Raw genomic sequence first — 20,806 nt, 5'->3', positions numbered from 1 at the left:
CCAGATATGGAAGCCTCGTAAGAGGTGGAGTTGACTGGTACTAATAGGCCGAGGGCTTGTCCTCAGTTGCTCGCGTCCACTGTGTTAGTTCTGAAGTAACGAACAGCTGTGTTTTTTCCGGTGTTGGTTAACTTTATAGTGTTTCGGTGGTTATTGCGTTAGGGAAACGCCCGGTTACATTTCGAACCCGGAAGCTAAGCCTTTCAGCGCCGATGGTACTGCAGGGGGGACCCTGTGGGAGAGTAGGACGCCGCCGAACAATCTTTGGTAACGGGAAGCCCCGTTGTGGATACACATCCACAACGGGGCTTTTCTGCGTTATGCGTCCGCCTTATTCTTAATCGACGCCTCGGAGCCTCGGTGTTCGACCTCATGGTGCCTTGGTGCGCGTTGTCGAGGTTCGTCGGAGTTCAGGAGCCCGTGTGGTTCCTCGTAGAGGATCGGCCGTGGTGGGCCGCTTGCGGGCCTGTTTTTGCCGGATGAGGCCCATGAGGGTGTTGGGTGGTCGCGGGGTCGTTTGTCGGCTTCGGTATGTGGTTTTTTGCCGCTGCCGTAGGCGGGCGAGTGGTTGCTCTTCATTAGTCGGGGCGGTACGGGGCAGACTGGGCGGATGGCTGATCAGTACACGGAATCCCCGGACGCTGCTGTATCGCAAGGCATTCCCACATTGCGCTGGGACGAGCCACCGGAAGGGCCGGTGCTGGTTCTCCTTGACCAGCGACGGCTGCCCGCTGAGGAAGTCGAGTTGGTGTGTACGGACGTGCCTGCTCTCGTGGATGCCATGCGCACCCTCGCTGTGCGAGGCGCACCTGCCCTCGGGATCGCTGGTGCGTATGGTGTGGCGCTTGCCGCCGCGCGTGGCTATGACGTGCGCGAGGCCGCGGAGCTCCTTGACCAGGCCAGACCTACCGCCGTCAATCTCGGGCACGGGGTGCGACGTGCCGCCGCCGCTTACCATCGAGCCGCAGCGGACGGTGCCACGCCCGAACGGGCCGCTGCTGTGGCGCTCGCCGAGGCCCGGGCGCTGCACCGCGAAGATGCCGAGGCCAGCGCGCGGATGGCCGAGCATGGCCTGGCGCTCCTTGACGAACTCCTGCCAGGCGGCGGGTTCCGCATTCTCACGCACTGCAATACGGGCGCCCTGGTCTCCGGTGGAGCAGGTACGGCTTTGGCCGTGGCCGGGGCCGCGCACCGAAAGGGGCGGCTCCGACGCCTGTGGGTGGACGAGACTCGGCCGCTGTTGCAGGGGGCGAGGCTCACCGCGTACGAGGCGGCCAGGACCGGCATGGCGTATACGCTGCTCGCCGACAACGCGGCGGGCTCGCTGTTCGCCGCGGGCAAGGTGGATGCTGTGCTGATTGGCGCCGATCGGATCGCCGCGGACGGCTCCGTAGCGAATAAGGTGGGCAGCTATCCATTGGCGGTGCTAGCCCGCTACCACCATGTGCCGTTCATCGTCGTGGCGCCGACCACCTCCGTGGACTCGGCGACGCCCGATGGTGCGGCAATCGAAATCGAACAGCGGCCCGGACATGAGGTGACGGAGATCACTCTTCCGCGTATCCCGGAACCTGGGCAGAGCGCAACAGCCAGTGTGGCGCTGGCGCCCCTTGGTACGCAGGCGTACAACCCTGCTTTTGACGTCACCCCGCCCGACCTGGTGACAGCTATTGTCACCGAGGGTGGTGTGGTTTCGCCCGTAACGTCAGCGGGCCTCGCTGAGCTGTGCAACAGGTCACGATCGGGTAATGGGATGATGGCGAAATGAAGGGACGCGTCCTTGTCGTCGATGACGACACTGCACTGGCAGAAATGCTTGGCATTGTGCTGCGCGGCGAAGGCTTTGAACCGTCGTTTGTTTCCGATGGGGACAAGGCGCTCGCCGCGTTTCGTGAGACCAAGCCCGATCTAGTGCTGCTTGATTTGATGTTGCCTGGGCGGGACGGCATCGAGGTATGCCGGCTCATCCGGGCGGAGTCCGGGGTGCCGATCGTCATGCTGACGGCCAAGAGCGACACCGTAGATGTGGTGGTCGGGCTTGAGTCTGGGGCGGACGATTACATCGTTAAGCCGTTCAAGCCGAAGGAGCTGGTCGCGCGGATAAGGGCGCGATTGCGGCGGTCCGAAGACCCCGTACCTGAGCAACTGGTCATCGGGGACCTCGTGATCGACGTGGCGGGGCATTCGGTCAAGCGGGAGGGGCAGTCCATCGCGCTCACTCCGCTGGAGTTCGATCTTCTGGTCGCGCTCGCCCGTAAGCCGTGGCAGGTCTTCACCCGCGAAGTGCTGCTTGAGCAGGTCTGGGGCTACCGGCACGCTGCGGACACCCGGCTGGTCAACGTGCACGTACAGCGGTTGCGTTCCAAGGTGGAGAAGGACCCGGAGCGGCCCGAAATTGTCGTGACCGTGCGCGGGGTGGGTTACAAGGCCGGACCGAGCTGACATGTCGCACAGCGGTGCCGCTCCGGAGCCCCCGGGGCCGGGTGAGACTCCTGCGGGAGGCCCGGTGGAAGGTCGTGGTGCCGGTCGGCCCATGGACTCCGGAAGCGACATATCGCTGTTCGGGCGGCTCTGGCGGGGTGGCCACCTGCTGCCAGACGGGGCATCGGGAGCGCCGGTCCACCCCGTGCTGAGGCTGTTCGTGCGGTGGGTGCGGCGTCCGCTGCTGCCCGCCGCTCGGTTGTATCGGCGCAACATCCAGCTACGTGTGGTGGCAACCACGCTGCTCATGTCGCTCGGGGTGGTGCTGCTGCTCGGCGTGGTGGTCATCGGGCAGGTACGAAACGGGCTACTCGACGCCAAGCGGCACGCCGCGCAGAGTCAGGCAGCCGGCGGGTTCAGCGCGGCCGTTGACGCGGCTGAGAGCTCCGATGATCCGCGGAGCGGCGAGGACGGGGGCACGGGCGCCCGCGGGAACCGGGACGCGGGGGCCTGGCTGACCGCTCTGGTGCAGCAGCTCGCGAGTGGCGGCCAGGGCGTGTACTCGGTGGTGGCCCTCAGCTCCGAAGGCGATGGCGAGCCGTTCGTCAGCACTAGAGGGCCCCGCGCGTCGGGGGGAATCCAGCCTGAGGAGAGCGTCAGTCAGCGCCTGCGAGACCGTGTTGACCAGGACGCGGGCACGCACGAGCAGTACACGAACATCGTGCATGACGCGTCCGGTGAGCGAGAGCCGGCGCTGGTCATCGGCAAGCGGCTCAGTGACATCAACGGTGACGCGTACCAGCTGTACTACCTCTTCCCGTTTTCGCAGGAGGAGAAGTCGCTGAGCCTGGTGAAGGGCACGCTGGCGACGGCTGGAGTGTTCGTGGTGGTGCTGCTGGGCGCGATTGCGTGGCTGGTGGTGCGGCAAGTGGTCACGCCGGTACGGATGGCCGCCGGTATCTCCGAGCGGCTGGCGGCCGGGCTGCTTCAGGAGCGGATGAAGGTCACTGGTGAGGACGACATCGCCCGCCTCGGTGAAGCGTTCAACAAGATGGCGCACAACCTTCAGGTCAAGATCCAGCAGTTGGAGGACCTGTCACGGATGCAGCGGCGGTTCGTCTCGGACGTCTCACACGAGTTGCGGACTCCGCTGACGACCGTACGGATGGCTGCCGATGTCATTTACGAGGCGCGGGACGAGTTCGATCCGGCGACGGCGCGTTCGGCCGAGCTGCTGGGTGGGCAGCTCGACCGCTTCGAGTCGCTGCTCGCCGATCTGCTGGAGATCAGCCGGTTCGATGCCGGCGCGGCGGCCCTGGAGGCCGAGCCGATCGACCTGCGCGACGTGGTGAAGCGCGTGGTGGAGGGGGCCGAGCCGCTCGCGGAGCGCAAGGGCAGCCGGATCGTCGTCCGGGGTGCCTCGCGGCCCGTGATCGCGGAGGCCGATGCGCGCCGGGTGGAACGGGTGCTGCGTAACCTCGTTGTCAACGCCGTCGAGCACGGGGAGGGCGAGGACGTGGTCGTGCGGCTCGCCGCGAAGAGCGGCGCGGTCGCCGTGGCCGTACGGGATTACGGGGTCGGGCTCAAGCCGGGCGAGGCAACGCGCGTGTTCAACCGCTTTTGGCGGGCGGACCCGGCGCGAGCCCGTACCACCGGCGGGACCGGGCTCGGTCTGTCGATCGCCGAGGAGGACGCGCGGCTGCATGACGGCTGGTTGCAAGCCTGGGGAGAGCCTGGTGGGGGCTCGCAGTTCCGGCTGACGCTCCCGCGCACGGCGGGCGACGCGTTGCGTGGCTCGCCCATACCGCTCGAACCGGAGGACTCACGCCGCAAGCGGGCGCTGCGGGCAGCCAAGGCCGCGGGTGGCGCCGGTAGCAGTCGCGTGACGGGTGGCAGTCATGTGGCGGGTGGTGGTCAGGTGACCGGCGGCGGGGGCACCAGTGGTTCCGGTGTGAGCAGTGGGCGCAGCGGTCACCACGGCGCTGACGGTGCTGGCAGTGCTGGTGATGTGGGAGCTGACCGGGGTGCTGGGGGATCGGGTGATGTGCGCGATGCCGGCGAGGTGAGTGGTTCCCACCAGACGGGCGACACGGGTGGTTCGGGTGGTTCGGGTGGTGAAGAGGCTACGCGTGGGGCCAGTGGGGTCGGGGGTACGGGCGCTCATCGGGTTGCTGGGTCCGTTGCCTCCGTACTCGTACCGAATCGATCGGATCATCCGCCAGCCGTGGACCCGACCGCACTGCCTGGGCACGGTGCACGCGTGGTGCAGCGCGGTGCTGTAGCCGGGGACGATGCTGGGATCGGCCGCGGTGGTGGTGCCGAGCGCGAGGGAGGTCCCGGGCATGAGGGGAGTTTCGGGCGTGGAGCGGATGCTGGGTGTCCGGATCGAGAGGGAACTGCGGAGTGACCGTAACCATCGATCGAGAGGGGGGCCAGGTCCGTGTGTGCTGACCGTGAGGCGGGGGCTGACCGCGGCCGGATGGAGACGGGGCCGGGCACCAGCGCGGCCACCGGCACCACCGATCGCCGCACTGCCTTCACCGGCCCCGACGTCCCCGCACGCCCTGGCCTACAGAGTGGTTCCGGGCTTCTCGGCGTTTTCGGGTGGCCAAGGGAACCTCGTCGTCTTCGTCGCCGCGGCCGTGACCGTGCTTCCGGGGCGTCGCGACGGCGGGTAGGTGCGGCGCTGGCGGCCAGCGGGCTGTTGCTGGCCGGCTGTGCGTCCATGCCGGACAGCGGGGACATCCGACAGGTCGGCTCTTCGCCGCGTGCGGACGTCGATTCGCCCGTACGGGTGTATGGGGTGCGGCCTGGGAACAAGGAGAAGCCGGAAGAGCTCGTTTGGGGCTTCCTAGAGGCCACGACGAGCGATGAGGCCAACTTCGATACGGCGCGTGAGTATCTCACCCGGCGCGCGGGCGCGGACTGGAACCCGTTCGCCGAGACGATCGTGCTCGCGCAGGCGCCCAAGGTACGCGTGGAGAACGGGCGCGACCGGGACAATGCGGGGTTCGACATCGTGCTGTCCGGCAGGCAACTTGCCACGGTTGACGCCAATTATGCGTATGAACCTGACGAAAAGCCCTACGAGGAGCGGCTGCACGTGGCGAAAGTGGGGTCGAAATGGCGCATCGACTCATTGCCAGCGGGTTTGGTCCTTGGACAGTCGGACTTTCAGCGCATCTACCGCTCCGTCAACAAGTATTACTTTGCGGAACTGGGGCCGGACGGCGATAAGTCGGCGGTCGGCAAGGACGTACTGGTCGCCGACCCGGTGTATCTGCGGCGGTGGGTCGATCCCGTCACCTCGACCGTGAAGGCGCTCCTTGGGGGGCCGACCAACTGGCTCGACCCAGTGGTGCGTACGTCCTTCCCCAGCGGGACCCAACTTGACAGTAACCAGCTGCGGCTCGACGACTCGAATGAGCTGCGCCTGCGACTGAGCCAGGCTGCGGCTGGTGTTGATCAGTTGCGCTGCCATGAGATGGCGGCCCAGGTGCTCTTTACCGTGCAGGATTTGTCAGCTTCCAAGGTCGAGAGGGTGACCTTGGAGAGCGCCAGCGGCGCGGAGATGTGCAGATTGAGGCGTGACCAGGCCGACGGATACGCGCCTGACCGCATCAACGGCGAAGCCGACAGCCAGTTCTTCATTGACCAAGAACACCGGATGGTTCAGCTCGATGACACCGGGGACGAGCCGGTGCGCGTTCCGGGGCCGTTTGGTGAGCCCAACGTGGGCCTCGGTTCGGTGGCGGTGGCACGTGACGAGCGGAGCGCGGCCGGCGTGTCACAAAATGGCCGGAATCTATATGTGGCCGATATGAAGCCTGGTGTGGAGCGCGGCGTAACGCGGCTACATAGCGCCAGCGGTGGTCAGCAGGGCGGTCTCACGACTCCTAGCTGGGACGGTCTCGGCGATCTGTGGGTCGCCGACCGCAGCCCGGACGAGCCTCGGTTGCTGCGGCTTCCGGGCGGCATCGGTGAACCCGAGGAAGTCAACATCACCGGGCTCGACGGTGGCCGGATCATGGCGTTGCGGGTGGCCGCCGACAGCACACGGATCGTGATGCTGATTGAACGCGATGGCCATACGACGCTGTGGCTCGGCCGTCTCGAACGAGCCAAGAGCGCTGCGGAACCCAAGCTGTCGGTCAACGGACTACGCGCGTTGGCCCCGCAGCTTGCCGATGTGGACGCCGTTTCGTGGGCCGGTAACAGTCGGCTCGTGGTGGCCGGGACGGAGTCGGGGGGTGTGCAGGAACTGCGATACATGGAGACTGACGGCTCCCCTGGAAACAGCCCGACGCTGCCCGGGCCGGGCAAGGTGAAACAGGTCGCCGCTTCGGAGAACGAGAACAGGCCGCTGATTGCCAAGGCGTCGGACGGCATCGTGCGGCTCCCCCTGGACGCCAACTGGAAGACCGTCGTCAAGGAGGGAACGGCACCGGTCTATCCCGGCTAACCGCCGACTACGCGGCCAGTCTCCTCTCCCTAGCGTGCCTGCTTCGCAGGTGGCCGTGGCCGTGGCCGTGGTCGTGCTGCCGCCGTGTCCGCAGGTGGTTGCCGCGTGTGTTGCTGGTTGGCATGCGCTGCTGGTCGCCGAACTCGCGCGTGAGTGGTGTTCGTCGGCGGTTGCGGGCGTGGGGTACCGCACTGTGGGTGGGCGGTCGTCGGTTGCGCGGCTGGTTGGGGCGCTGCTGGTGCTGGGGTAGCAGTCTCGGTTGCTGTGTCTGTCTCGGTGGCTATGACCGTGGCCGTGGTTGTGTCGGGTCATGGCGTCGCTGAGGACGGCTCGCCTGGCTGCGATTCCGTCGGCTACTGCGCTCGGCTGACTGTCGCTTTCCATGGCCCCGGTTGGCTATGCCGTTCGGGAACCCCTGCCTGACCTGTGCTTTTACGGTGGTGGTCAGCGGCGGGCAGCTGGGCGAGCGGAGTTATCCACAGGGGTGGCGGGCTCGCAGGTGCGGCGGGACAGTAGTGCCATGCGGGGATGGTGGCGGGAAGCGGCCGGTCTGGTGCTGCCGGTCGATTGTGCGGGGTGCGGGGCGCCTCGGACCGTCTTGTGTGCGAGGTGCCAGACGGAGTTACTGGACGACAGAAAGGGGGCGCGCCGAGTACGCCCGAGCCCGGCGCCACCGGGTCTGCCGGTGGTGTGCGCGGCGTCGGCGTACGCGGATGGGGTGCGGGCGGTGCTGCTCGCACACAAGGAGCGAGGTGCTCTGCGGCTGGCGAAGCCGCTGGGTGCGGCATTGGCTGCGGCCGTGACCGCGGTGCTGCGGCAGCGGGCGCCGGGAGGTTACGCGGGCGGGTTCGGGGTGCGTCCAGCGGGGCCGCGAGCAAAGGCGGGCAGCGCACGATGGTCGGTCGGCAGAGGACCGGGGAGCAAAGGAGCGCCGGACGAACGGGGCGGCTGGGGCTGCGTAGGGGCTGGCCCTCGTCCAGCGGGGCAGAGCGCGGTCGGTGATGTGCCGCTGCCGGTGCTGCTGGTGCCGGTGCCGTCCGCGCGGCGGACGGTGGCCGCACGAGGGCATGACCCCACGCGACGGATCGCCCTCGCGGCGGCGCGTGTACTGCGGGGGCAGGGAGTGCCGACGCGGGTGCTGTCGGTATTGCGGCAGCAGCGTGCCGTGCTGGACCAGAGCGGGCTCGGTGCCACGCAGCGGCTCGCGAACCTGACCGGGGCCCTGGGGGTCGCGAAGGGTGCGGAACGGCTGCTGACGGGTGGCTCTGTAGTGCTGGTGGACGACCTCATGACCACGGGGGCGTCCCTGGCTGAGGCGGCGCGAGCGGTGCGGGCCGCAATGGGCCTCAGCGCGGCAGGCGGTACTGAGATGGAGGGCCGTGGCACGGCAAACCGCGTCGAGGGTGCAGGCCCCCGGTGCCTGACGGACGGTGCCAGCGCTGAGAACTGGCGCATTGGCCTTGACCCCGGGCCCCAATCCGGGCCCGGCCCTGGGTTTCAACCTGGCCCTGGGCCCGGCCGCGACGCCGGTCCCGACGCTGGCCGTGGCTCTGGCTCTGGCTCGGGCCCTGGAGCGGATGTCGGTGCAGGTGGTCTGTTGGGTGCGCTTTCTGGGACCGGTGATGGTCCTGGGGCCGGCGGTGGTCGGGACGCGGGCGAGGCGGCAGCGGATCTGTTGTGCAGCGGGTGGCCGGTGCGGGATGGAGCTACCTGCCCACCGAATGGAGGAGGCGCGAGGCACGGCCGGGGCCGCGGAGATCTACCCGAAGCGATACGAAGCCCTCGCACGGGGGATGCGGCTGAGGCGATAGGGAGCCCTTGCGAGGCTCGTGCGGTAAGGGCGATACGGGGCTCCCGCCCGGGGTGTGCGGCCGGGGCGGCGCCAGGTGCCGGGGGTGGGGGCCGAGTCGTCGCGGCTGGCGGTGGCTTGGGTTGGCTTTGCGGGGTACGCGGTACTCAAGGAGGTCGGCCGGACGGTGCGAGGCGTGGTGCTGGTGGTACGCCTGTTCGGGGATATCTGGTCGGTGCTGCGGTGGTCGCCGCTTCCCGCGGCGCCGCTGGAGTAGATCGGAACTGACGGGTAAGGCGCATCGTTGCAGGTAGTAACAGCTAAAAAGCACCTGAACGGAGGTACGCACCAGTAGGGGGTGCCGTCTCCAGGCTGGGCGAGCTATGTTCGGTTGTGAGAGCTGAGGGCAGCTATGCGATGTATATCCGCTTAGTGTGCTTCATAACTATCCGCGTTCCACAGAAACGTGAAGACGGTGGGGTGTAAACCCCAACTGTGGGGGAGGAGGAGGTGAAAGCCGCCGAGTCGGGGGCCCGGGAAATCTCCAGGGCCCAGTGCGAAACGGATGTGCTTCGAACAGTCAACGGAGCGATCCGGGAACGGAGTTCTGCGTGGACATCGTCGTAAAGGGCCGCAAGACAGAGGTGCCCGAGCGGTTCCGCAAGCACGTGGCCGAGAAGCTGAAGCTGGAGAAGATCCAGAAGCTCGACGGCAAGGTCATCAGCCTCGACGTCGAGGTGTCCAAGGAGCACAACCCGCGTCAGGCCGACCGTTCCGACCGAGTGGAGATCACGCTCCGCTCCCGAGGTCCGGTCATCCGGGCGGAGGCCGCCGCAGCCGACCCGTATGCGGCGCTCGATCTCGCCACGGGCAAGCTGGAACAGCGCCTGCGTAAGCAGAACGACAAGCGTCACACGCGTCGTGGCCATGGCCGTATCCCCGCGAGCGATGTCGCCGTGACCGTGCCGGAAGCCGCCCGTATCAACGGGACGAGCGAGCCCGCAGACGCCGATACCGCGGAAAGCGTGCCCACCACCCGCATGGGGCCGCTCGAAGTGCGCGGCGAAGGCCCACTCATCGTGCGTGAGAAGACGCATGCCGCGACGCCGATGACACTCGACCAGGCTCTTTATGAGATGGAGTTGGTCGGCCATGACTTCTATCTGTTCGTGGACTCCGACACCAATTGCCCAAGCGTCGTCTACCGACGGCACGGCTACGACTATGGCGTAATCCACCTCACGACCGAGGCGTTCGTCGGTGAGGAACCGGGTGGCGCTGGAGGCGCGCTCGGCGGCTGACCACGGCTGATGGCGAGCCGATCCGAAGTCGGTGCCGGGAGATGCGGTGCGAACCGTCAGGTGCCGATGCCAAGAATCGACCAAAGCTGACCGAAACTATGCAAGAGGCGCGGTAGCCGGCGTAGCTCATACGACGGCGTAGCTAGTGCCCCGGGAGGGCCGAGTTCGCCCTCCGGGGCACTACCGTGCGGTGAGCGGGGGCGTCGGCTCACCCCGCGGGCATGGAATCATGGCGGCGTGGTCAATCGGCGCTCGGTGGGGACTGGTTGGCATGCAGCTCTAGGTGCAACCGCAAGGCCACGGCCTTCATGGGGGAGGAACGATGGCGGACAGCTTCGGGCCCGTGCCTGACGACAACGACGGCGATCGCGTCGGTGTCAGAACGGGCAAGGACGAGTCGTGTAAGGAGCCGATCCGGGTCCTCGTGGTGGACGATCACGCGCTCTTCCGCCGGGGGTTGGAGATCGTACTCGCGCAGGAGGAGGACATCCAGGTCATTGGCGAAGCCGGGGATGGGGCGGAGGCCGTCGATAAGGCGGCGGATCTGCTTCCCGACATCGTGTTGATGGATGTCCGGATGCCCAAGCGAGGTGGGATCGAGGCGTGTACGGCCATCAAGGAGGTGGCCCCCAGCGCGAAGATCATCATGCTGACGATCAGCGACGAGGAGGCCGACCTCTACGACGCCATCAAGGCCGGGGCCACCGGCTATCTGCTCAAGGAGATTTCCACCGACGAGGTGGCGACGGCGATCCGGGCGGTCGCCGATGGGCAGTCGCAGATCAGTCCCTCGATGGCGTCGAAGCTGCTGACCGAGTTCAAGTCGATGATCCAGCGCACCGACGAACGGCGGCTGGTGCCTGCGCCTCGGCTGACCGAACGCGAGCTTGAGGTGCTCAAGCTCGTTGCCACCGGCATGAACAACCGTGATATCGCCAAAGAGCTGTTCATCAGCGAGAACACGGTCAAGAACCACGTCCGCAATATTCTGGAGAAGCTGCAACTCCACTCGCGGATGGAAGCGGTGGTGTACGCCATGCGGGAGAAGATCCTCGAAATCAGGTGAGGGACCCTCGCCCTGCACGGCTCGAAAGGCCCTCTCTCCGCGCTCCTGTTCTGCGCAGCGCGGACGGCGCTCTGGCGCGAGGGGCTTTCCACGGTGAGGGGGTTCCTACCAGCCTCCGCCGAGCCAAGGGGCCCCGTGGCTGCCCCACGGTGCCAGGGGCGTCACGCTCGCGCTGAGGGCTGAGGCGCTGTGCCTGGACTGGGGTGCCTTCCGGCGCCGAAGATCCGTGGCGGTTGTGGCGGTGGCCTACCACCGTGGGCTGTGGATGTGGAGATGTGGATGTGCTGACTGTCGTTGGTAGGCGGTTAGCGGTAGCGGATGGCTGCGGGTGGCGGTTGTGTTGGGAGGCGGCGAGTTTTGAGCGCGGTGGTGCGTGGGGGCAGCGGGTGGCTGGGTAGCCGGTGTAGGTGCTGTTCCGGAGGGGACAGGTAGGGCGTCGGCGGATGCCGGTGGTCGGCTGCTGGAGGTGACTGCTTCGCGAGCGTTGGAGCGCTGATCGGCCGGTTGCTGCCGGGTCAGGCCAGGGCCGTGGCAAGTTGGGCGGCCAGCTCGGGCTGATTTACGCGCTCGATGCGCACGGCGTCGCAACCCACCCACTCCGCGGCCTCGCGCAGCGCACGCGCCACGGGGACCACGTCCTGCGGGCCCCGCAGCGACAGCTGCCTGGCCACCAGCGTGGAGCCCTCCCGGGCCGGGTCGATGCGGCCGACGAGCCTGCCACCCGTGAGCAGTGGCATCGCAAAGTAGCCGTGTATGCGCTTGGGCTTGGGCACGTACGCCTCCAGCCGATGGGTGAAGCCGAAGATTCGCTCCGTACGCGGGCGGTCCCAGATCAGCGAGTCGAACGGGGACAGCAGCGTTGTCCGGTGCCGTTCCCGGCGGCCCGCGGATTCCAGGGCGAGCGCGGCCGGGTCCGCCCAGGCGGGTTTGTCCCAGCCCTTGACCTCGACGGGTGTCAGCCCGGTGGCTGCGATCACGGCGTTCACCTGCTCCTTCTTGAGCCGGTGATAGTCGGCGAGGTCCGCTACGGTGGCCACGCCCATCGCCGCACCCGCCTGGGCGACCAGGCGACGCAGGCACTCCGCGTCTGGCAGGTCATCGTGCAGCAGGGCGTCGGGGATGGCGCGCTCGGCCAGGTCGTACACGCGCTTCCAGCCGCGCCGCTCGGTGCAGACGACCTCGCCGTACATCAGGGCCCGTTCGACGGCGATCTTCGCCGCAGACCAGTCCCACCATTCCCCGCCGTTCTTTGCCCCGCCCAGTTCGCTCGCGGTCAGTGGTCCCTCGGTCCGCAACTGCTTGATGACCGTCTCGTACGTCCCATCCGGCAGATCGTGGTGCCATTGTGGGCGGTCGCGGTAGGAGCGGCGCCGAAACGCAAAGTGCGGCCACTCCTCGATGGGCAAGATGCACGCCGCGTGGGACCAGTATTCGAAGCTGTGGGTCTCCGTCCAGTACGCGGACTCCACCACATCGCGGCCGACCGCGCCGAGCCGTGCGTACGGCACCAGTTCGTGTGATCGTGCCAGCACGGAGATGGTGTCCAACTGCACCGCCCCCAGCGAGCGCAGCACCCCGCGCACGCCTGCCCGCTGATCACGTGCGCCCAACAGCCCCTGAGCGCGCAGCGCGATGCGCCGGGCCTCGTCGGCTGACAGGGACACCTCGGGCCCCACGTGGGGCGCTGGCTCGTGGGCATGGGGCGCGAAGCGTGGCGCTGACAGGGGAGTTGTCATGCTGGACACAGTAAACGGCGGCACTGACAACGGCGTCGGAGCGGCCTTGGCAGCAGCCTCATCCGACGCGGGGCCCGGTACCACCGCGACGATGCGGCGCCCGCGGCGTACCGTCCGCCAGTTGCTTCATGACCGGAGGGCTCGGGCCCTCCGTCCCGTCACCCGCGGGACCCCGCGACCCAAGACGTGGATGCGGGCAGTGGATGCGGGCAGGGCCCTGGGCGGTGGCTGGTGATGGTCGTGGCTGGTGATGGTCGTGGCCGGGTGTTGCTCAGGAGGTCTGTGGGCCCGGCAGGTACGGGGTGGGCGTCGGGTGGCCGAGGTCAGTGGGGAGCAGGGCGGCGATCAGGGCGTCCCGACGGGTGCCCTCATACGGAATGCGGGCCCGTAGCGTCCCCTCCAACTGGAAGCCGACCGAGCGCGCGACGGCCCACGAGCCGTCGTTGCCGACCTCGGCGTACCACTCCAGGCGTTCCACGCCCAGGTCGCGGAACGCCCAGTCGGCCAGGTGCCTGGCGGCCTCGGCGGTGTAGCCCCGGCCGCGCCGTTCCTTCACCGTCCAATAGCCGAGTTCGGCCTGTCGCTCCGGAGCGCCCAGTTCCAGGCGGACCAGCCCCATGGCGCCCACGAGTACGCCATTGCCCTTGGTGACGACCGCGAAGCTGTAGGACGTGTTGTCGCGCCAGCCGTCCGGGCAGAGCTGGTTGACGAAGTTCTGTGCGTGATCGCGCGTGTACGGAGCGGGAACGTTCGTCCAGCGCGGAACGTCCGGGTCCTGGCAGGCGGCGAAGACGGCGTCCGTGTCGGATGGCTCGAACGGTCGCAGGACCAGGCGGGGGGTGCTGAGTATGACGGGTTCCATGGACCGAGTGTGGTCGGTCCATGCGGGTGGGGAAAGCGTTTTTAGGGGATGACCCGGCCGGTCTGGTGCAGCTGGCCAACCCGATCGGTTCACGTGTCGCTCGCGTGTCGTACGGCTCGTGAGCTGGCCGCCCGTACTACCCCTTTGTCGCCCCCTGCTGTGCCGTCCGGTCACTCCTGGGCCCGTACAGCAGCCTCGTAACCTCGTCACTAGCCTTGTAACCTCGTCGCTCCCGTAGCCTGTGCGGCGGCCCTGTGGGGCGCGTGGAGCGGGGTCGGGGGCCCACGGCTTTGCCCGCCTTCTGGGGGGTCTCCAGGCACCTTCTGTGAGGTTCGTGCGTTGAGACAGGGGGTTGATAGCGAGCATTCGTGCGGACGGGCCTCCCGGGGCGGCCTGGTCCTGACTTACGATGTGCGTTGCGGCAGCCCCCCGTGGCCCCCGATAATGCCGCGCTAGCGCACCCAACCCGTGCCAGGTCCGACCGGCAAGGAGCCAGCCTACGTGTCCGTCCTCAACAAGCTCATGCGTGCAGGCGAAGGCAAGATCCTGCGCAAGCTGCACCGCATCGCGGGCCAGGTCAGCTCCATCGAAGAGGACTTCGTGAACCTCTCCGACGCGGAGTTGCGCGCTCTCACGGCCGAGTACAAGGAGCGGTACGCGGACGGTGAGAAACTTGACGACCTGATGCCCGAGGCGTTTGCCACGGTCCGTGAGGCCGCCAAGCGCGTCCTCGGCCAGCGCCACTACGACGTACAAATCATGGGTGGCGCCGCGCTGCACTTCGGCTACGTCGCCGAGATGAAGACCGGTGAGGGCAAGACCCTCGTCGGTACGCTGCCCGCCTATTTGAACGCGCTCTCCGGCGATGGCGTGCACCTGATCACGGTCAACGACTATCTGGCCGAGCGTGACTCCGAGATGATGGGTCGGGTCCACCAGTTCCTGGATCTGTCTGTCGGTTGCATTCTCGCCAACATGACGCCCACGCAGCGGCGCGAACAGTACAACTGCGACATTACGTACGGCACGAATAATGAGTTCGGCTTCGACTACCTGCGCGACAACATGGCGTGGTCGAGGGAAGAGCTCGTCCAGCGTGGCCATAACTTCGCGATCGTTGACGAAGTGGACTCCATCCTCGTTGACGAGGCTCGTACCCCGCTGATCATCTCCGGCCCCGCCGACCAGGCCACCAAGTGGTACGGCGACTTCGCCAAGCTGGTGAAGCGGTTGACCAGGGGCGAGGCGGCCAACCCGACCAAGCGCGGCGAGGACGGGAATCCGGTCCAGGAGACCGGGGACTACGAGGTCGATGAGAAGAAGCGGACCGTCGCCATCCATGAGTCCGGTGTCACCAAGGTCGAGAACTGGCTGGGCATCGACAACCTCTACGAGTCCGTCAACACCCCGCTCGTCGGCTATCTGAACAACGCCATCAAGGCGAAGGAACTGTTCAAGAACGACAAGGACTACGTCGTCATCGACGGCGAGGTCATGATCGTCGATGAGCACACCGGACGTATCCTCGCCGGCCGCCGCTACAACGAGGGCATGCACCAGGCGATTGAGGCGAAGGAAGGGGTGGACATCAAGGACGAGAATCAGACCCTCGCCACGATCACCCTGCAGAACTTCTTCCGCCTCTACGGCACGCTCTCCGGCATGACTGGTACGGCGATGACCGAGGCCGCCGAGTTCCACCAGATCTACAAGCTCGGCGTGGTGCCCATCCCGACCAACCGGCCGATGGTCCGTCTTGACCAGGCCGACCTGATCTACCGTACCGAGCCCGCGAAGTTCGCCGCGGTGGTCGAGGACATCGCCGAGAAGCACGAGAAGGGTCAGCCGGTCCTGGTCGGTACGACCTCGGTGGAGAAGTCCGAGTACCTGTCGCAGCAGTTGACCAAGCAGGGCGTACCGCACGAGGTGCTCAACGCCAAGCAGCACGATCGAGAGGCGACGATCGTTGCCCAGGCCGGCCGCAAGGGCTCGGTCACAGTGGCGACGAACATGGCCGGTCGTGGCACGGACATTCAGCTCGGCGGCAACCCGGACGACCTCGCCGAGGCTGAGTTGCGGCAAAAGGGTCTGGACCCGATCGAGCACGTCGAGGAGTGGGCCGCCGCGCTGCCCGCCGCGTTGGAGCGGGCCAAGGCCGCGGTCAAGGCGGAGCACGAAGAGGTCAAGGACCTCGGCGGGCTCTACGTACTGGGCACCGAGCGGCACGAGTCGCGGCGTATCGACAACCAGCTCCGCGGCCGTTCCGGCCGACAGGGCGACCCCGGCGAGTCCCGTTTCTACCTCTCGCTCGGCGATGACCTGATGCGGTTGTTCAAGGCGCAGATGGTCGAGCGCGTGATGTCCATGGCCAACGTGCCCGACGATGTCCCGATCGAGAACAAGATGGTCACCCGCGCCATCGCCTCCGCCCAGTCGCAGGTCGAGCAGCAGAACTTCGAGACGCGAAAGAACGTCCTGAAGTACGACGAGGTGCTCAACCGGCAGCGCGAGGTCATCTACGGTGAGCGCCGCCGCGTCCTGGAGGGCGAGGACCTGCAAGACCAGGTGCGGCACTTCATGGACGACACGATCGATGCCTATGTGCAGGCTGAGACCGTGGAGGGCTTCGCCGAGGAGTGGGATCTGGACCGGTTGTGGGGAGCGTTCAAGCAGCTCTACCCGGTGAAGGTGACCATCGAGGAGCTTGAGGAAGAGGTGGGCGACCGCGCCGGCCTCACCGCCGAGTTCATCACCGACGCCATCAAGGAAGACATTTACGCGCAGTACGCGGCGCGCGAGGAAGAGCTCGGCTCCGACATCATGCGTGAGCTGGAGCGTCGTGTGGTGCTGTCAGTCCTTGACCGCAAGTGGCGCGAGCACCTCTACGAGATGGACTACCTCCAGGAGGGCATCGGCCTGCGGGCGATGGCCCAGAAGGACCCGCTGGTCGAGTACCAGCGCGAGGGCTTCGACATGTTCACCGCCATGATGGAGGGCATCAAGGAGGAGTCCGTCGGCTACCTGTTCAACCTGGAGGTCCAGGTCGATCAGCAGGTCGAAGAGGTGCCGGTGCAGGATGCGCCGCCGTCGTTGGAGAAGGGCGAGCGCGAGCCCGTCGCCGCGGGCGCGCAGCGGCCCGAGATCCGCGCCAAGGGTCTGGACGCGCCGCAGCGTCCGGACCGGCTGCACTTCTCGGCACCTACGGTGGACGGCGAGGGTGGCGTGGTCGAAGGTGACTTCGCCACGGATGGCCAGGACGTGGAAGACGCCTCGGCGTCTGGTCCCGCCGCAGGCGGCACGACCCGCGCCGAGCGCCGCAAGGCGCAGAAGGGCGGCCGTCGCCGCAAGAAGTGAGCGGACGGCTGCCGCGCGTCTGCGCGCACTGTGCGGGAGACCGCGTGACGCACTTCAAGGCCCGGGCCCGGCATCGCGACGATGCTGGGCCCGCGGCTTTTTCCGAACGGCGCCCGCGGGGTATCCCGAGGTCGGCCCGCAAGATGCTCAGGGGCCTGCGCTTCGGTGTGCTGCGGCCGGTGTGCTGCTCCAGGGAAGGGGCGCGGACCCGCGGGGATACGTCGGTCCCTGCTGGCCGGGGGGCTGGCCGGGGGAGGGGCCGAGGTCGATCGCGGCGCAGCGCCAGCGGGTGCCGGCGCCGAGTTCCAGCCGGAAGGCCAGCGCCCGTAGCCGGTCGCCCGCCGCGATGCGGGCGAACGCCTCGATGATCCATGGCTCCGGACGGAACTCATCGCAGTGCCGTACGACGGGGGGCCACTGCCGATACTGCGTGCCTTCCATGCTGCCCGAGGCACGGCTGCTACCCAAGGCACGGCTGTGGTCCGAGGCGTCGGTGCTGGCTGCCGTGGAGGGGCACAGGGCCGGGTGCGGGGCGAGTTCGGCCAACTGGTCGTAGGCGGCGCCCTGGGTGTGGCCGAGCATCCAGTGCACAGGGCGCTGGCCGCTGAGGGTGAGCAGCAGGCGGTTGGCGAACCAGTAGCGCGGCAGTCGCTCACGGGCGCGTTGGCGGGCTGCAAGGTCGGCTCCGCCCGGCCGCCGCTGGTCGCGCCGCCGTGGCGGCCCGCTGCCCTGGCGGGGGACCCGAGGCCCGGCCGCGGCCGTACTTGGGCGGCGAGCCGGAGCGGGTCGCGTAGCGGTACTCGTGCTTGTCCTCGTTCGCGTAGCCGTAGCCGTAGCCGTAGCCGTAGCCGTAGCCGTGCTCCTGCTCGTGGACGCGGCCATTCTTGTACTCGGCTGTGCCCCAGCCCCGGCCCCAGCCCCGGCCCCAGCCCCGGCCCCAGCCCCGGCCCCAGTTCCAGTTCCAGCCCCGGTCCTCGTGCTCACGCCGCTTCTCGCGTCTGTGCCTGTGTCGGTGCCGGTGCCGGTGCCTGCCTGTGTGTCGGTGTCTGCCGTCGTGCTGCCTGTTCGTCGGTCCATCCGCCGCTCGCCCCCGTTGTCCGGGCCCGGCGTTGATACCGGGCAGTAGCTTTCGTGGTGTGTGACTTCTACCGGCGGGTACCGCGCACCGGCAACGCCGGCCAAGAGGCGTTGGACCGGCCGTACGGCATCACCTATCTGGGTGATGGCGGGGGTAGAAAGGCCGTGTGCTGGGAGCGCGTGGGGTGGCGCGGTGGAGGGTTCGCGGGGAGGCGACAAGCTCCTGCCCCGAAGGGGGACCGGCGCGCTTATGCTTGCCGCACAGCACGGCCTTACGGAAGTCACCACGAAAGCGGCGAACATGCGCGTGTACGTCCCCCTCACCCTCCCCGGCCTCGCCGAGGCGCACCAGGCGGGTGAGTTGGGCCCGGGCCCGTTGGACGCCTACGCGGTGACCCCCGCGTTGCGCGAGTGGTACGTCTCGGATGACATCGAGGAGTTGGAGTACGCGGCGCTGAATCGGGCCGCCGCCGCCTCGCTGCGCCGTCTTGCCGGCGATCCTGCGGCTCCGCGCCGTCGGGTGGTCGTCGCCGTGGACGTGGCGGACGGCCAGGCCGTCGCCGATCCGGACCGGGGGCTTGACCAGTCGTCGCTCGGCGAGGTGCGGATCGCCTCCGCCGTGCCGATGAGCAAGGCCGCCGCGGTGCACGTGGACTCCGACGATGCGCAGGCGGACGTCACGGCAGCCGCAGCGGCCCTGGGCGCTGCCGACCAGGGCGACGACGATGCGCAGTTCACGGTGGACGGCGCCGAGGACCATGAGCTGCTGTGGTACGCGACGCAGGAGATTCCGAACCTGATCGGATGACCCCGGCCTCGTTGTGAGCGCGTACGGCCGCCGCAGGTAACGCGGCGCGCGTACGCCCGCCGCACGTAACCCGGCCCCCGCCGCCCATGACGTAGTGCCGGCCAGCGGGTTCAGTGCCGACCAGCGGTTCAGCAGGCGTTTGCGGGACGCGCGGGCCGCCTGTCAGAGGTGGCCGGTACGGTCATAAGCATGGGGACGCACGAGACGCACATCATCTGGGACTGGAACGGCACGCTCTACCACGACATCGACGCCGTGATCGCGGCCACCAACGCCGCGTTCGCCGAGATCGGCCTCGAAGCCATCACCCTCGACCGGTACCGCGAGCTGTACTGCGTGCCGGTTCCCCGTTTTTACGAGCGCCTCATGGGGCGCCTGCCGACGCCGGACGAGTGGGCGCACATGGACGTCATATTCCAGCGCCAGTACGCCCTGCAACAGGCGGCCTGCCAACTCGCGGCCGGAGCCGAGGCCCTGCTCGAACGCTGGCAGACCACGGGGCGTACGCAGTCGCTCCTTTCGCTATACGGCCACGAGGACCTGGTGCCGCTAGTGCGCGGCTTCGGCATCGAGTCGCGGTTCGTCCGGGTGCAGGGGCGTACGGGCCCGTCCGGTGGTGGCAAGGCGGAGGACATGGTGCGCCATCTGGCCACGCTCGACGGGGTGCAGGCCGGCCGTACCGTGGTGATCGGGGACGCCGTGGACGATGCGCTGGCCGCCCAGCACGCGGGGGCGCATGCGGTGCTCTACTCGGGTGGTTCGCACAGCCGAGCCAGCCTGGCTGTGGCGGGGGTTCCGATCGCTGACACGCTGGCGGAGGCCGTGGAGCTGGCCGAGACCCTGACGGCCTGACCTTCGAAGTCCCGAAGCAGTCCGCGGGGCGGTTACGTCGCCGGGGCCGTGGCCCTGAGCACCGTCAGGAACTCGCGCATCCACGCCGACTGGTCCGGCCAGGCGCGGGAGGAGACCAGAGTGCCGTCTACGACGACCTCCGCGTCCTCGAAGGTCGCCCCGGCCGTTTGCATGTCGAGTTCCAGGGCCGGATAGCAGGTGACCCGGCGCCCGCTGAGGCTGTCGGTGGCGGCGGTGAGCAGGGGGCCGTGGCAAATCTGTGCCACCGGCTTGTCCGCGTCGAAGAACGCCTCGACCACCTTCCGTAGTTCGCCGTCGTTGCGCAGGTACTCAGGGGCCCGGCCGCCCGGGACCACCAAGGCGGCGTACTGACCCGGGTCCACCTCGCTGAAGGCCAGGTCAGCGGGCCAGGTGTAGCCGGGTTTCTCGGTGTAGGTGTCGAAACCACCCTCGAAGTCGTGGATCACAAAGCGCAGCGTCTTACGCGTAGGGGCCGCGATGTGGACGTCGTACCCTTCCTCTCGGAGCCGCTGGTAGGGGTAGAGCACCTCCAGGGACTCCGCCGCGTCACCCGTCACCATGAGGATCTTCGCCGTCATGCCGCCACCTCCACCGGTGCGCCGGGCGGGGTCGGCCCGTGCGGCGCTCGCTCCGGACTGTCCGTTTTGTTCACCGTGCATCGCCGGGCCGGGTTTGCCAAGCCCTTGCGGCCTGTTCGGCGGCTTCCTGCCGCGGCCCACTGCCCCTTAGGCTGCTTCGCCAAACTTTGTGGCCCGAATTTGTACATTTCCATCTCATGACGGCGGACCGGTGAAGAGCGATAGCCTTACGAGGTGATCAGCGCGATATCCCCTGAGGGCGATGATGCCCTCTCACCTGACGCTCGTCAGGCGGGACCCCAGCGCCCGGAGCACCATAGTGCCCGGGGCGCCGCTGATTTTCTGCGTCAGGGTTGTTGGCCACATTTAGCCAAGACAGGCCCGACCATCGCTCATTCCGGCATACCGTCGATCCTGACCGGCGACCCCGTGTCCCGACGTCATGCCACCGTTATCGATGTCTCGCAGCGTCGCGCGAC

At 67.9% G+C, this 20,806-nt stretch carries 15 protein-coding genes, 1 rRNA gene and 1 pseudogene; 13 read left to right on the top strand and 4 right to left on the bottom strand.

All coding sequences use genetic code 11. The annotated features are described in order from the left end of the window. Positions 1-142 precede the first annotated feature (142 nt). The 10 genes and pseudogenes from rrf (at position 143) to FHS42_RS11240 (ending at position 11,039) form a co-directional block, all read left to right on the top strand. Positions 143-259 (top strand): 5S ribosomal RNA (gene rrf / locus FHS42_RS11280). Between the two features lie 351 nt (positions 260-610). Further along, positions 611-1,768 carry an S-methyl-5-thioribose-1-phosphate isomerase gene (mtnA, locus tag FHS42_RS11275; protein WP_184571581.1) on the top strand — a complete coding sequence of 386 codons (1,158 nt, stop codon included), beginning with the start codon at positions 611-613 and terminating at the stop codon, positions 1,766-1,768. Continuing rightward, the gene (gene mtrA, locus FHS42_RS11270) at positions 1,765-2,442 is read left to right on the top strand and encodes a two-component system response regulator MtrA (protein WP_184571579.1); all 678 of its coding nucleotides are present in this window, start codon (positions 1,765-1,767) and stop codon (positions 2,440-2,442) included. The genes mtnA and mtrA overlap by 4 nt, the downstream gene beginning before the upstream one ends. Before the next feature lie 91 nt (positions 2,443-2,533). After that, positions 2,534-4,828 carry an MtrAB system histidine kinase MtrB gene (gene mtrB, locus FHS42_RS11265; protein WP_246494472.1) on the top strand — a complete coding sequence of 765 codons (2,295 nt, stop codon included), beginning with the start codon at positions 2,534-2,536 and terminating at the stop codon, positions 4,826-4,828. Between the two features lie 318 nt (positions 4,829-5,146). Further along, complete coding sequence (locus FHS42_RS11260) at positions 5,147-6,883, top strand: LpqB family beta-propeller domain-containing protein (RefSeq protein WP_184571577.1); 1,737 nt, start codon at positions 5,147-5,149, stop codon at positions 6,881-6,883. 34 nt (positions 6,884-6,917) lie between these two features. Continuing rightward, positions 6,918-7,133 carry a hypothetical protein gene (locus FHS42_RS11255; RefSeq protein ID WP_184571569.1) on the top strand — a complete coding sequence of 72 codons (216 nt, stop codon included), beginning with the start codon at positions 6,918-6,920 and terminating at the stop codon, positions 7,131-7,133. 270 nt (positions 7,134-7,403) lie between these two features. Beyond that, positions 7,404-8,267, top strand: a pseudogene (locus FHS42_RS36915) (ComF family protein); the annotation flags it as partial. A gap of 511 nt (positions 8,268-8,778) precedes the next feature. After that, the gene (locus FHS42_RS11250; RefSeq protein WP_184571567.1) at positions 8,779-8,949 is read left to right on the top strand and encodes a hypothetical protein; all 171 of its coding nucleotides are present in this window, start codon (positions 8,779-8,781) and stop codon (positions 8,947-8,949) included. Between the two features lie 334 nt (positions 8,950-9,283). Then, on the top strand, positions 9,284-9,973 hold the full coding sequence (gene hpf, locus FHS42_RS11245; protein WP_184571565.1) for a ribosome hibernation-promoting factor, HPF/YfiA family: 690 nt from the start codon (positions 9,284-9,286) through the stop codon (positions 9,971-9,973). A gap of 322 nt (positions 9,974-10,295) precedes the next feature. Beyond that, positions 10,296-11,039: a response regulator gene (locus FHS42_RS11240; protein ID WP_184571563.1), complete on the top strand. Its 744-nt coding sequence runs from the start codon at positions 10,296-10,298 to the stop codon at positions 11,037-11,039. 515 nt (positions 11,040-11,554) lie between these two features. Here the strand turns inward: FHS42_RS11240 and FHS42_RS11235 are convergent. Both FHS42_RS11235 and FHS42_RS11230 read right to left on the bottom strand, forming a co-directional pair. After that, positions 11,555-12,805, bottom strand: coding sequence for a winged helix-turn-helix domain-containing protein (locus tag FHS42_RS11235; protein ID WP_376772569.1), 1,251 nt, complete (start codon positions 12,803-12,805; stop codon positions 11,555-11,557). 241 nt (positions 12,806-13,046) lie between these two features. Further along, positions 13,047-13,637 carry a GNAT family N-acetyltransferase gene (locus tag FHS42_RS11230; protein WP_184571559.1) on the bottom strand — a complete coding sequence of 197 codons (591 nt, stop codon included), beginning with the start codon at positions 13,635-13,637 and terminating at the stop codon, positions 13,047-13,049. Positions 13,638-14,138: 501 nt separating this feature from the next. Between FHS42_RS11230 and secA the strand changes: the two genes are divergently transcribed. Beyond that, on the top strand, positions 14,139-16,991 hold the full coding sequence (gene secA, locus FHS42_RS11225) for a preprotein translocase subunit SecA (RefSeq protein ID WP_184571557.1): 2,853 nt from the start codon (positions 14,139-14,141) through the stop codon (positions 16,989-16,991). Positions 16,992-17,138: 147 nt separating this feature from the next. Here the strand turns inward: secA and FHS42_RS39370 are convergent, their stop codons facing one another. Beyond that, on the bottom strand, positions 17,139-17,573 hold the full coding sequence (locus FHS42_RS39370) for an Rv3235 family protein (RefSeq protein ID WP_246494471.1): 435 nt from the start codon (positions 17,571-17,573) through the stop codon (positions 17,139-17,141). Between the two features lie 796 nt (positions 17,574-18,369). Here FHS42_RS39370 and FHS42_RS11215 point away from each other — a divergent pair. Both FHS42_RS11215 and FHS42_RS11210 read left to right on the top strand, forming a co-directional pair. Beyond that, positions 18,370-18,876: a DUF6912 family protein gene (locus FHS42_RS11215; protein WP_184571549.1), complete on the top strand. Its 507-nt coding sequence runs from the start codon at positions 18,370-18,372 to the stop codon at positions 18,874-18,876. Positions 18,877-19,065: 189 nt separating this feature from the next. Continuing rightward, positions 19,066-19,728 carry an HAD family hydrolase gene (locus FHS42_RS11210; protein WP_184571547.1) on the top strand — a complete coding sequence of 221 codons (663 nt, stop codon included), beginning with the start codon at positions 19,066-19,068 and terminating at the stop codon, positions 19,726-19,728. Positions 19,729-19,760: 32 nt separating this feature from the next. Here the strand turns inward: FHS42_RS11210 and FHS42_RS11205 are convergent, their stop codons facing one another. Beyond that, a complete protein-coding gene (locus FHS42_RS11205; RefSeq protein WP_184571546.1) occupies positions 19,761-20,327 on the bottom strand; it encodes a DJ-1/PfpI family protein in 567 nt (188 codons plus the stop codon). Between the last annotated feature and the right edge of the window lie 479 nt (positions 20,328-20,806).

Source organism: Streptomyces zagrosensis, assembly GCF_014203645.1.
In the GTDB taxonomy this organism is placed as follows: Bacteria; Actinomycetota; Actinomycetes; order Streptomycetales; family Streptomycetaceae; genus Streptomyces; species Streptomyces zagrosensis.
The sequence above is the reverse complement of the archived record's forward strand: the minus strand, read 5'-3'. Positions and strand labels throughout refer to the sequence as shown.